At 61.9% G+C, this 12,191-nt stretch carries 13 protein-coding genes; 2 read left to right on the top strand and 11 right to left on the bottom strand.

Features of this window, described 5'->3' with window-relative positions; all coding sequences use genetic code 11:
* Positions 1–254: 254 nt before the first annotated feature.
* The 11 genes from HZR81_RS15210 to HZR81_RS15160 all read right to left on the bottom strand — a co-directional run bounded on the left by HZR81_RS15210 (position 255) and on the right by HZR81_RS15160 (position 10,549).
* Positions 255–695 (bottom strand): single-stranded DNA-binding protein, encoded by a 441-nt coding sequence (locus tag HZR81_RS15210; protein WP_012205959.1) that lies wholly within the window; start codon positions 693–695, stop codon positions 255–257.
* Positions 696–768: 73 nt separating this feature from the next.
* Positions 769–1,296: a DUF3158 family protein gene (locus tag HZR81_RS15205; RefSeq protein ID WP_012205958.1), complete on the bottom strand. Its 528-nt coding sequence runs from the start codon at positions 1,294–1,296 to the stop codon at positions 769–771.
* Positions 1,293–2,093 (bottom strand): PFL_4669 family integrating conjugative element protein, encoded by an 801-nt coding sequence (locus HZR81_RS15200; protein ID WP_012205957.1) that lies wholly within the window; start codon positions 2,091–2,093, stop codon positions 1,293–1,295. The genes HZR81_RS15205 and HZR81_RS15200 overlap by 4 nt, the downstream gene beginning before the upstream one ends.
* A gap of 317 nt (positions 2,094–2,410) precedes the next feature.
* Positions 2,411–3,655: an STY4528 family pathogenicity island replication protein gene (locus HZR81_RS15195; RefSeq protein WP_034004725.1), complete on the bottom strand. Its 1,245-nt coding sequence runs from the start codon at positions 3,653–3,655 to the stop codon at positions 2,411–2,413.
* 3 nt (positions 3,656–3,658) lie between these two features.
* Positions 3,659–4,219: a DUF2857 domain-containing protein gene (locus tag HZR81_RS15190; RefSeq protein WP_008267477.1), complete on the bottom strand. Its 561-nt coding sequence runs from the start codon at positions 4,217–4,219 to the stop codon at positions 3,659–3,661.
* 15 nt (positions 4,220–4,234) lie between these two features.
* Positions 4,235–5,827 (bottom strand): ParB family protein, encoded by a 1,593-nt coding sequence (locus HZR81_RS15185; protein ID WP_012205955.1) that lies wholly within the window; start codon positions 5,825–5,827, stop codon positions 4,235–4,237.
* Positions 5,820–6,068 (bottom strand): hypothetical protein, encoded by a 249-nt coding sequence (locus tag HZR81_RS15180; RefSeq protein ID WP_012205954.1) that lies wholly within the window; start codon positions 6,066–6,068, stop codon positions 5,820–5,822. The genes HZR81_RS15185 and HZR81_RS15180 overlap by 8 nt, the downstream gene beginning before the upstream one ends.
* Entirely contained in the window at positions 6,052–6,927 is an 876-nt protein-coding gene (locus HZR81_RS15175; RefSeq protein WP_012205953.1) for a ParA family protein, read from the bottom strand. The genes HZR81_RS15180 and HZR81_RS15175 overlap by 17 nt, the downstream gene beginning before the upstream one ends.
* Positions 6,928–6,969: 42 nt before the next feature.
* Positions 6,970–7,182: an AlpA family transcriptional regulator gene (locus HZR81_RS15170; RefSeq protein WP_012205952.1), complete on the bottom strand. Its 213-nt coding sequence runs from the start codon at positions 7,180–7,182 to the stop codon at positions 6,970–6,972.
* 118 nt (positions 7,183–7,300) lie between these two features.
* Positions 7,301–8,056 carry a hypothetical protein gene (locus HZR81_RS15165; RefSeq protein ID WP_014596113.1) on the bottom strand — a complete coding sequence of 252 codons (756 nt, stop codon included), beginning with the start codon at positions 8,054–8,056 and terminating at the stop codon, positions 7,301–7,303.
* 564 nt (positions 8,057–8,620) lie between these two features.
* Entirely contained in the window at positions 8,621–10,549 is a 1,929-nt protein-coding gene (locus HZR81_RS15160; RefSeq protein WP_500128611.1) for a tyrosine-type recombinase/integrase, read from the bottom strand.
* Between the two features lie 527 nt (positions 10,550–11,076).
* On the opposite strand from HZR81_RS15160, the gene HZR81_RS15155 reads away from it, so the two are divergent.
* Together HZR81_RS15155 and HZR81_RS15150 are read left to right on the top strand one after the other, a co-directional pair.
* The gene (locus HZR81_RS15155) at positions 11,077–11,583 is read left to right on the top strand and encodes a LysR family transcriptional regulator (protein WP_500128610.1); all 507 of its coding nucleotides are present in this window, start codon (positions 11,077–11,079) and stop codon (positions 11,581–11,583) included.
* Positions 11,555–12,139 carry a LysR family substrate-binding domain-containing protein gene (locus HZR81_RS15150; protein ID WP_500128609.1) on the top strand — a complete coding sequence of 195 codons (585 nt, stop codon included), beginning with the start codon at positions 11,555–11,557 and terminating at the stop codon, positions 12,137–12,139. Before HZR81_RS15155 ends, HZR81_RS15150 begins: the two co-directional genes overlap by 29 nt.
* Positions 12,140–12,191 lie beyond the last annotated feature (52 nt).

The following is a 12,191-nucleotide window of genomic DNA, read 5'->3' as shown; positions in this document are numbered from 1 at the left end:
TTCCGTGGTTCATTGAGTTGCTGGAATCGAGGATGCCGAGCACCGCCAAGGGCAGCAGCAAACAAGTCGCGAGCGGTGGCGACCTCTTTCACGGGATGGAATGGCTGGGGTGGAGATGGCGTGCAGCCGGGGGGTGCGGGCCGGGAGCCGCGATTTTCGGGAGCGCGTGGAAGCCGGTGGACGTTGATGGAGCTATCCCCTGGGGATAGCTCGCGGGTGCATGGAGCGGCGAACAGTGGCCGGCTCATACCGGGTCACTTCCTACGCCGCGGCTCTTTTGGCGCAGCCGGTTCCTGGGCGGCCTGGGACTTTGCCTCCGCATCCTGCGGCTTCGGGCTGAGGGTCACGGACTCGATGCGAAACGGCAGGATGCCGACGCTGCGCGCGTTGATCTGCCAGGTTTCGCGCGGCTGATCCTCATTGTCCGTCCAGGGTTCGCGCTCCATGCGTCCGACGACCAGCACGCGCATGCCTTTCTGGTACAGATCCTTCCAGTGTGCGACGTCACGGTGCCAGATTTCCACCGGTGCCCAGAAACCGCCGCGATCCTCGAAGTCGCCGCCTTTGGTGGGAACGGGGTTGTCGAAGTACACGTTCAGCCGCAGCAAGCGCCGCGGCTCGTCGTTGCCGTTGGGGAACTCCCGGTACTCGGGCGGTGAGCCAATGTTGCCTTCACCCCAAAAATGCGTGCTCATGTTGCAATCTCCATGGTGGTTGAAATACCCGTGCCGCGTCGGCGTCGGGCGCGTACTGGGGTGTCCGATGCCATCACCGATCACGCACTCCAGGTGGGATGGACTTGAGCCGTCGCAGGTAGGCGTCCTCCGCCTTGGCGGCCTTGCTGGCGCACTCCTGGGCCTGCCTGCCCAAGGTGTGCAACAGGCTGATCTGCATGTTCAGCGTGATGCGTTGAAGCTCGATCGCGTGCAGCTCGGCCAGCAGGTTGACCGGCGTGCCGGTGCTCGCCATCAATTCCTGCCACAGGGCTACGCCCATGGCTGAGCGGTCGTGCTTGCGCCAGCGCAAAAACGCCGTGCCTGCGCCCGTGGTCTGCTGGGCCAACTCCACGGGCAGTAGGTGGAAGGGATGCCCGACTGCCTGTTGCAGCACCTGCCGCTGCGCCATGTCAATCAACTCGTCGCGCATGGCGAAACACTGACTGGCCCAGGTCTCAAGATCCCCCTTACCCTTAAAAGGCTTTAAAAGGCCTTTTAGAGAGGCAGCGTGTTCCAGCTTCATGAAGGCTGCCTGTTGCAGGCCCTGGAAGTAGCGGGGTTCGCGGTTCGGATCGCTCATGCCTGCTCGTCCTCGACCTCGCCGGCGCTGACTTCGGGTGCTGCGTCAGTGGCGGGCTCGTCGGTGGTGGCCGCGTCGTTGGGGGCAGGCGCTGCAGCAGGACTCTGAGCACGCTGTTGCAGGCCACGGCGCACGATGGGCGGCGCGAACTTCGAGCGGCGCGTGCCTTCCAGCACGTCCTGGGGCAGTTCGCCGAATTTCTCCAACGCCGCCCGTGCTGCGGCGTTCTTTGACACGAAATCGTCGCGCGTGCAGCCCGAATAGCGGTATTGCTGGGCCAGCGAAAACAGGCTGCGCAGTGCATGGGCGCCCTCGTTAAGCCAGCGCTCCAAGGTGCTGCGGTCGATGAGCGCCGTGTGGTGGGCGAGGATCAGTTTGCGGGCGATGTCGTCGTAGTCGGCCAGCAGATAGACGGCGGCAAAGCCGAGCTGCGCATTGACGAACAGCGGCAACTTGACGGGCTGCACGTTAAGGTTCTCGCCCAGGCTGAGTGCCGGCGGCACGCTCGCCAGTGCCTGATCCACCTGCTCGCGCAGCGATTGCAGCGTGGTCTTGGTCTGGTCGAGCTTGGCCTCGATGCGCAGCATCCACCAATCCGAGTACGGGTCGTCCTGCTCCGAACCGCGCCGCATCTTGTTCATTTGGGCGATGTAGCCGTTCAGGCCGACGATGCCCGGTCGCCCCTCGGCGGCGGCACGGCCATGCCAGATGCGCGAGGCGTGGTGCGTGTGAAGCGTCAGCGACATCGCGCTGCGCAGGGAGCCGAGATTCAGTTGCAGAGGTTCATTGGTTGCCATGGTGTCCGCTCGTTGTGGGAAAAGGAGCGGTCAGCTTCGGCAGGAAGCGGAAGGCAGTCAGTCAACAAACCGAAACCAGCCAGACCCCGGTTCAGCGCGTGGTGGCCGCATGCGGCGCGAGCTATCCCCAGGGGATAGCTCCATGGAGCGCCAACGAACGCTGCACGTCGGGATCAGGACGGGCAACGCCGCTGCTGCGGCAGATGTTCGATGTCAGGTCTGCGACTGCACAGCATCCGCCCCAACGGTGGAACTATCCCCAGGGGATAGCTCTATTGGCATCCATGGGTGTCCACTTCACCGCCTTGCCAGCCTGCTCACTTGCTGGCGAGCAGATCTCGAAGCCGCTCGATGTGCTGCCTGGCGACTTCTGGTGGCACCGGCTTACCCTGCGTTTGGGCCGGCGGTGCGGGTGGTGGCCGTTCGTTTGGTTGAGTGGGTGCCGGTGGCGGGTCTTTCTTTGCCCAGGCATTGAACTCACCGTGGATGGCCCGCTGGATGATGCCGAACAGATACCCTGCGGGATTGCGGATGCCGTGGTTGCTACAACGCGCGGCCCATTCGTCCAGCACGTCCTGCCTCAGCGAGGCATCAACCTGCTGCAATGCCACCTTGGCACCCGCCTGCTGTTCCGCCTTCAGTTGCGCAAAGCGCTTGGGCCATTGCAGATCGCCCAGCGCGCGCGCCTGCGCAGTAGTACGTATTTCATTAATACAACTACTACGTACTGTACGGGCCTGCTTCGGATTCCGAAGAGAGACGTCTGGCGCGGGTTTCGACCCTGCTTCGGAATCCGTAGAGGGGCGTTCGCCATTCCGAAGAAGGCTCGGAGCCCCTTCTTCGGAGTCGTGAATGGCGTCTTCCTGTGGATAACTATCGCTGGCCGTGAGGTCCTGCTTGGCGAGACGTTCGGCCATCACCTGCAACCGTGACGGGAGGGTGCGTCCGGCCAGTAATGGGTCTTCACCGATTTCCTTGAGCGTGTGCAGGCCCACGATCTGCACGGCCTTGGCAGAATGGCCGAGCGCCTGGCTGACGAGTTGCAGGTAGTCCGGGTCGAGCTGCATGGCCTCGAACGGTGTCAAGGGTTCGTCGTGCAGCACGTACAGATTGCCGAGGATGCGGCCGGTTTTGGGGTCACGCCGTCGCCGAACCAGGCTCAGCCAGCGAGTCAGGCGCATCAGTGTCAGCGCCCGTGCCACGGTTTCATGCGAGGCCTGGCCTGCGCAGGGCATGGACGCCAGCCAGGGCCGCAACTGCTCGTAGGTGGGAAATGCGGTTACGCCATCGTCGTTGAGCATCAGCCGGAACACTTGCCAGGCGTTTCGTTCCAGCGGCGTCAAGCGACGGTCGAGGAACAACTTGCGTGGCACCGTCTCGTGCCGGTTGCCACTGAACAGGAAAGCATCGCCGGAGGTGGGCGTGGGCGACTGTGCCGGTGTAGACGCAGGTGCGCTGGGGGCGGGCTTGGGCACAAGGTCTTTCAGCGCAGCATCGAACAGCTCTGCGAGTGCGATGGGGCCTTGGCGTAGGGCTCGTGGTGCGGTGTCGTCCACGGCCATGACTCAAGCCAGTCCCTGATCGACCCAGCTCTTGATCGAGGCCCAGACCACCGACAGAGGCAGCGACATGCCTTCGGCCAAGTCCATGGCGGCATCGAGGATGGAAGTTTCGTCTTCGAGATCGACGGTCCTGCTGTTGGTCACGGCCTTCCATTGCCGCCACAGCTCCGTGTCCTGCTCCTCGTCCAGCACGGGGTGCCGACCCTTCCGTTTGGGCAGACCAAGGATTTCACGGCGAAGAGCCACTTCCTGATGCGTCAAGCCATAGAACTTGCTGACCATCTCCGTGCTCGCGCCCAGCCTGAGCATGCGATCGACTGTGGCGATTTCCTTCTCCACATCCTGCGCCTGCTGGAGCAGCCGCCGCAGCACTTCGCGGTTGACCGTCACTGAGCACCAGGAGACGTTGGCGTTGGCCAGCACGCTGATCAGCGCGGGATGCTTGAGGGCGTCCAGCTCTGCCTCGCCAAACCCCATCAGCTTGCAGCGGCGCAGTTGCCCATTGCGCAGGTCATAGAGGGCCTGGGCGATGACAGCCTGGTTGAGTGGGTGTGCTGTGGACATGCTGGCCTCCCTCGCTTAGGTTCCAGAGTCCGCAGCGCCGGCTTCGAGATCGAGCAGGCGGCGGGCCAGTCGCAGCAGGCGGAACAGCTTGACCAGCGCGGTGTCGCTCAATCTTCGGGTTACGTCGCCCTGGCCGTACAGCAGCGCCGGCAGGTCGATGACGACTTGCCCGTTGTCCAGACCGACGTCGGCGGGCTGCTGACCGGCCAGGCAAGCCAACAGCGTATGGACGGCACGGCCCTTTGGCGCCAGGCTTGAGGTATGGGCACGGCAGGCGAAGCCGATACCGTCTGGGCGGTCATCGATGCACTCGCCCAGGTCTGCCTCGACCGCAATCTCGCGGGCGAACTGCGCGACGTGGATGCGCAGGTGCTCGGGTGTGTCCAGGCCGGGGGCGATGTACCAGACATCCGAGATCGGATAGAGCCCGCCAGCCTGCACCGGGATGGACTGCAAGACGTTCGCCGAGAAGTCGCGCGGCAGTGCATCGCCCAACTGGTCGGCGACCATGCGCTGGATGGACTCAAGCCGTTCGGTTGTCGGCGCCGGGGAGACGATGTGCTCTTGAAGCAGGCTGCCATCCGTGTCGCTTTTGCCCGTTGATGGCGTTGCCGCAGGCTTCGCGGCGGGTGGCGCGGTATCGACAGGTGGGCGCGCGATGGCCTCTGGCTCTGGCAAGGCAGGCGGTGTCGAGGGCGGCGTCGGCTCGCTGACCAAGGCACGCTGGCGGCTCTCGGATTCGGTCATGTCCAGAGCGAGCACGTCGTAATCGACGTCCAGCAATTCGGCCATCTGGCCGATCAGCTCGTCCTGTACGCGCTGCGTAGAGAACTCGTCGGCCTGGACATCGAATTGCGACAGCACTTCCTGAAAGAACTCGTCGAAGTCCTGAACCAGTGAGCGGCCTTTGGCGTAATGCTCCCAGGTGCGCTCGCAGGCCTTGCGCATGACCGACAACCGCTCGACCTGGTGACGCCCCAGGCCGGCGTAGAGCACGGTCGGGATTGCGGGCAGCAGGTAGCGTACGGCGTCGGCCATCCGGCTGATGTGCGATTGCTGCACGGGGTATCCGTCGGCGGCCAGGCGGCGAGCCAGCTCGGACTGGCTCAGGGTGGAGCGGATTTCCAGTTCGTAGAACTCGCGCGCTTTCTCGACGCCCAAAGCGCGCTCGATGAAGGTGAGGCCACCGCGCAGTTCGTTTTCCGCAAGATGCCCGGTGAGCGCGACGATCTCACCACGCTCGGGCCACGGGCGGAACAGGCATGAGACCCGAAAAAAGCGTTCGTCCTTGGTCTCCGACCAGAGTTCGCGCAGGATTGCCAGTCGCGTGTTGCCGCCATTGCGGATGATGTAGTGATCGTCGCCGGGCCGCCGGGTGATGGCCGGAGCCGCGTCCAGGCCACGCTCGCGGATGGATGCCTTGATTTCCTCGTACACCGGATTGCGCTTCTTGCGCGGGTCGTGGTCGTAGGGGTGCAACTGGTCGAGCGTCACGACCATGGGCGTGTCGGCGATCGGGTCGCTCAAGGTCGTTGCTGACGGGCCGCTGCGCTCGAACCCGGACGCAAGCAGTTTGCCGGCCATCTGCTGGGAGGTGATCTCAGTCATGGCCGCCTCCCTGCGCTTGGGATCGGGTCTCGCGCTCGGCACGACGGATCTGCGCACGGGCGTTGAGGGCTGCCCGGTGATCGCTGGCCGTCGAACTGGTGTAGATCGCGGCGCAGCCTGCCTTGGTGAACTTGAGGTGACCGCCCGCCGTGCGCTTGACGTGCCAGCCTTCGCCGACGGCGAACTCGATCAGGGCGCGCAGCCGGCTGTGGCCTCGGGCCAGTTCATGTGCGTTGGCCATGGGGCCTCCTGGTATCAAGAGGCTGTGGCGGACGGCCGGACACTGCGGCAAATCGATCCTGCCACTGCGGGAGCAATTCGCCGGCAAGATCGCGCATGGTGGCGAGCGCGGCGGGAGCGACTCTGCCCACTGGCTGGCGGTACTCGACCCGATGCACCGGCAGACCGCGCGTCGCGGCACGCGGATAAGCCTCAATGGCCGGCACGTCGGTGGCCAGAACCCGAATGCCGGTGTGGCCCTGGAACAGATCGCGCAGCGCCTGCTGGATCAGACGGGCGTTGGCGGACACCGGATGGACGCGGTTGATGAGCAGGTGCAGCGGCGGCGGCTCGATACCCAGCTGCCGGTACGGCGCAATGTCCGCCAGCAACTGCATGGTGCCGCGCCGCAGTTCGCGGGCGGCGAGGATTTCCGGGGTCACTGGCGACAGCGCGAGGTCGGAGGCCAGCACCGCCATCTCCAGCAGCACCGAGCGCGCGCCCTGGGTGTCGATCAGCACCAGGTCGTAGAGGGGGTTCAGTATCGGCAGCAGGTGCCGCAGCCGCAGTCGCCCGTCTGGCGCGTGCAGCAGCAAAGTGTTCAGTTCGCCTCGGTGGTCGTTGGAGAGCACCAAGTCCAGGCCCGCGATGATCGTGCGGGACACAAGCTGGCCAAGGTCACGCTCGTTGAAGGCCAGCAATTCATAGATACCGCCCGGCGCACGATGGGCCAGCTCGTAGTAGGAGGACAAGGTGGGCTGCACATCAAGATCGAGCAACAGCACGCGCAGCCCGGCGTCCGCAGCGAGACCGCCCAGGTTTGCGGCCGTGGTGGTCTTGCCGACCCCGCCTTTGGTTGAAATGATGGATACGACCTGCATGGCGTTCTCCGTGTCAGGATGGAAAGTCCGCGGGAGAACGGGTCAGGCCCTGTTGTTGACGCGCTCGTCGATCCACTGATCGATTTCGATGGAGTCCCAGCCCACGGCGCGCACGCCCAGACGCAGCGCCTGCGGGAACTGGCGTTTCTTCATCAGGTTGTAGATGTGGGCGCGCTTGAAACCGGATTTCGCTTCGACTTCTTCCAGGCGCAGGATGCGGCGCTCGTTTGGCGGCAGTACAGGTGTTTGCGACATGGCGGTCACTCCTGAACGCTCAGTGGCGTTTGTTGGCGTGACCTCTATTCAATAGACACGGCAGCGAAAAGACATTGCAAATGCAATCTCCGCGACTGCACATACAAGCTGGCAAATCTCAGCGGGAGGCGCTACGCAACCGGCGCCTGGCGGTGGCGAACTTGCCGTTCAATGTCCGCTCCGCGATACCCATGGCGCCGCTGTGATGGGCGACCAGCGCGCTGACCACGGCCTCCTGCGTCTTGAAGCTGGAGTACGGCGTGCCCGATGGCGACTGGCCGAGCATCAGCTCCAACAGGCCGCCAACGATGTTCAGGTAGGTGGCCTCGGCTCGATCACTGATCGGACACTGCGCGCATGCCGGAATCACCGTGGGCTGCTTGAGCAGCGCGTCATGCTTGTCCTGCAACTCGCGAAGCTGACGTTTGGTCTGTTCCAGGACGGATTTCAAAGCCTGGCGTTCGACCAGCATGGCTTGCCCTGTTTCCAGAGAGATGAAGGGATGGGTGATGCGCTCGCCGCGGGAGAAGAGAAAGCCGGGCCGCTGCTCGGGGTAGTGCTGGCGCATCCAGCACTTCAGATCGACATGGCGTACCGTCAGATCAGGCGATTCGATCAACGCGGTGTCGCGCGTCGTGATGCCGTGCTGCCCGAAGGGCAGTTCCCCGTTGAGGATGCCGTCATAGATGCGGTCGGTGTACAGCCGCAGTTCGCCCAAACGTGGGCAGTCCAGCGACTGCGGCAGATTCATAGGCGACGAGACCGAAGCCAGGATCACCTGCTCGTATCGCAGCAGTCCGGCCCAGCGGATGGATGCTTCGAGCGGGCGGTAGAACACCTTTGATGTTGGTGCATCATTTTTGTTCTCGTGCATGCTCCGTCTCCTTCCAGGAGAAGAACTACAGGGCCGACTGCTTTTGCAGCCGTCCTCATGGTCGGCCTGTTGTCCGCGCAAGACGCGAGTGATGACGCCCGCTTTTGATTACTTCTGATCAGTTCGCGCAACGAGTAGGCGTTGTGTGCTCGATGTGCAAAAATCCATCGAGCACAAGAAAATCGAGCGTCCGTCGCGGCTCGACAGTGACGCTTGCGCTATCAGGATCGTGAGAAGTTGCGGCTCCCGCAAAACCGTATCGGTATGGTCTGATACGCCAGCGGTTTCAAAAAGCGGCGAGCGGTCGGAATCTATTGCTCGGGGCTTGGGATTGGCAACGGAAATCTGCTGGCGTCATATCCGATCTGGATACTGATATAGCGAGATAGCATCACAGAGAAGTCGCCCATGGTGACTGCCGAGCGCTGATCCGACGCTAAACGCTGCCTGCCAAAACGTGGAAATTGCGAGTTGGCCGCGCAGAAGACGGATGGGCGGCCATGCGAAGCGATCGACGTTCCCTCCTTTGACCTTGACCGGACGGTGCTGCCGCCCGGCCTCAGCTCAACGGGCGACGGGATCTTCGGGCATATCAACCAACATTGCCGTTTTTACCAGGCGCTCTACAGTCTGCCTGGCCAGCACCGGAGACGCCTCCGATTGCTCTGCAAGCTCATCGGTTTCTATGACATGTGCGGCGACCAGTCGAGCTGCAAGATGCAGGTTGGTCGGATCGACGGCCTCGATGACTGGACACTTGCCCAGGGCATCGTATGGCCGCAGCAGTGCGTGATAGATGTGCCAGGTGTCGATACCGCGCGGCACCAGCTTCAGGACAGCCTGAATCAGCTTGCGCTTGATGGGGTCGAGTTGCCAGTCCGGGACGCGCTGCCCACGGTGACCCAGATGGATCGACAGGAGATTGCCGGCCTGAATCTCGTAAGTGATCCAGCGGCGGGACTTGCCAACCAGCTTGGCGTAATCGGCCACCGACAGGTTGTGGGATGCCTCGAATATCTCCAGCAATTGCAAGCGCTCGCGCTGCACCTCTGACAGCGTGGGTCGCGCGTACTCGGGCAGATGCACCGCCGAAAGTCGATAGACGGAAGCTGGAACCGCTGGTGCATCGGGTGCAGGCGCAACGATCAACTGAGGGGCGTTTGGATTCAGGGCGGGCGGCTGCGCTGCCGCCTGTCCGGCGATTGTGGGCAGGCCCTGCAACGTGATGGTCAAGTGCGTGCTGGCAACTTCGACCTGATTCTGCTCGAACAAGTCCAGCCGGTCGGCCCAGTCCTGCATCATGACGCGGCGTTGCTCGACGTACTCGGCGTGGTTGTAGGTCGCGCTGATCCGATCCGGATCGGCATGCGAAAGTTGGGCGTCTACCCACTTGGGCGGATACCCCAATTCATTGAGCGCAGTCGAGATGGTGGCGCGAACGCCATGCCCAGTGAGTTGGTCTTCATAGCCCATACGCTTGAGCGCGCCATTGAGCGTGTTCTCGCTCAGAGGGTTTTTCAGGCACCAATCACCGGGGATGAGATACACCTGTGCTGGCTTCAGATTTCCCAGCAAATGACGAACGACCTCTTGTGCCTGCAACGACAGTGGCACGATGTATGGCGGGATGTCGGCGAAACGCTGGCGCTTCTTCTTGGTGAGCTGCTTGCGTTGCTTGAGCCTGACAACCGGGATGATCCACAGACCGCGCTCCAGATCAAACTGATCGGGCGTGGCGTAGCGCAATTCACCGGTGCGCACGCCCGTGAGCAGCAGCAGACGTAGACCCAGTTGCGTATTCAGGCGACCGCTGTACTTGCGCAACGTCTGCAGCATTGCCGGCAGCTCGGGCATGCGCAAAAAGGGATTGTTCTCCACCGGGGGCAGCGGCATCGCCACCACGTCCAAATCCTTGGCCGGGTTGTCGCCCATGTTGGGCACCACCACCGAGGCGTAGGTGAATAGCTGGCTGAACCAGGTGCGCAGCTTCTCGGCCACCGACAGCGAGCCACGCTTTTCCACTCTGCCGATGATGTCCAGCAGGTGGGCGCGGGTGACGTCGTAGATGGTCAGGTGGCGCAATACGGGAAACACGTCCTTGGCGAAGACGCGCCCGATCTGCTTGGGCGTACTTTGGCGGCCCTCATTTTCCAGAGAGAGGCTGCGGTGGGCCAGCCATTTGTCGTAGATGGCCTGGAAGGTGTGCTCGCCCGCCAGGACGATGGCGTGGCGCTTGCGCTTGCGCTCCGAATGCGGGTTGATGCCCTTGGCCAGCATGGCCCGGGCCTCGTCGCGCAGATTGCGAGCGTCTTTCAGGGAAAGCGCGGGATAGCCACCGAAGGACATGCGCTCGCGCTTGCCGCCCCAAGTGAAGCGGAAGTGCCAGGCCTTGAAGCCGGTGGCGGAGATGTAGAAGTAGAGACCGTCGAAATCGACAAGCGAATACGCCTTGCCGGTCACCTTGGCCTGTCGAACCTGGAGGTCTGAAAGCATGAGTCCAACTCCTGCGAAGCGAGTTGGATGCCATGTTCCCGACGGAACCCCGGCTCCTCCAGCAACAATACGGTTTTGGGGACCTCCGTATTGCCAGTGTACCGCTCAACGTACCAGTTAGAACCGGCTGGGAGTGGATTTCGCTGGATGTCAGTGGATTGAGATCAGGTAAAAATCTCAATCCTGACAATGACTTACGACGTTCCCTGGCGTTCGGTGGAAGTCCCTGGAAAGTCGAAGTGGAGCGGGAAACGAGACTAGAGCCTAGTCCACAACCTTTTGATTTAAAAGGTTTTTTCCGCAACTGCTGCCTAAGCAACGGACACAATTATGGACTTGTTCGAACAGGCAGGCAAGCCCCCCGCCAATTTTCTTTCGAGATAGTCCTTCGCCTGGTTACCAATCCAGCCACCTGCAGCGGCTATAGGGCGCTTCTCCCCTGAGCATCACCTGCCTCCACTGAGCACCTCATAATCGCCGTCATTTGAGACGTAGCACTCAATCCCGCTAGATAGCACGATCATTTAATGCTGAGCGTCGCAAATTTCCATTGCTTCGATGTCTGGTCTTTAGATCACAAAACGCGAAGCGGAATCCTCGACGAAAACCCGATCACGAATCGTCACGAGATGGTTTCCCGCCTCAACTGCGCCGGTTCATTGGTGAGAACCGCACACCGTAAGGAGAAAACCAACATGAGGATGCGCCATCTTCATTACTTCTTAGTCGTCGCGGAGGAACTGAGCTATTCGCGTGCAGCTGCCAGAGTCCATATCGAACCCTCCCCTCTCTCCCGGGCCATCAAGGAACTGGAAACGGACTTGGGGGTTCGCTTGTTCCAGCGCGCCAGAGGGCGCATTTGTTTGACGTGGGCGGGTGAGGTTTTCCGAGAGGAAGCCCGGAGAATGCTTACTTTCATGGAGGGCGCGCGGACTCGCGTGAGTGCGGCAGCGCGAGGATACCGGGGCCGACTGCGCATAGGCCGACGGGCTCGCCCAACCTCGATTGACACGATTGTTGGCCCGCTGCCGTGAAGAAGAACCTCTTACTGAGGTGAGAATCATCGAAATGACGGTCAAGGAGATGAACAATGCGCTAGGGCACGACCAGATTGACGCTGGATTCACTGTGCACACCGAACTCAACAATGGATACGTTAAAGAAGTCGTCTGGACAGACCGCCCTGCGATCGCAATTCCCAGGAACCATCCGCTCCTTGCTCTTGAAAAAATTCCTCTCCAAGAGGTTGCTCGTCACGCGCTGGTTCTTTGCCATCCCGAGCTTTGCTCAGGCGGGCACGATGTCATTCGCCGCTGGTTCCACGAGTACACATTGCCTTTTCCTGCGGTGGCCGAATATGTCTCGGGGCATGAGCCAATGATGATGCTCGTGGCTTCGGGTTACGGCATTGGCGTCGGATTGGCGTCGCAAATAACCTTGTATAGTCACCCAGACGTTATCGTTCGCCCCGTCACTGATGATGTCCCATGTACGCCAACATTCATTACCCTGCTTGATCAGCCGCCATCTGAAGAGCTGAGCAGGTTCATCACTCGTGCCCAGCAAGTTGGTGAACTGATTGCTATCTAAATAAATTCCGCAATTGAGAAAGTCTGGCTACAACGGTCATTGCTTGGGCCAT

It is taken from the genome of Pseudomonas sp. LM13, assembly GCF_041381355.1.
Taxonomy (GTDB): Bacteria; Pseudomonadota; Gammaproteobacteria; order Pseudomonadales; family Pseudomonadaceae; genus Stutzerimonas; species Stutzerimonas frequens.
Note: the sequence above shows the minus strand (reverse complement) of the source record. Positions and strands in the feature narration are given on the sequence as shown.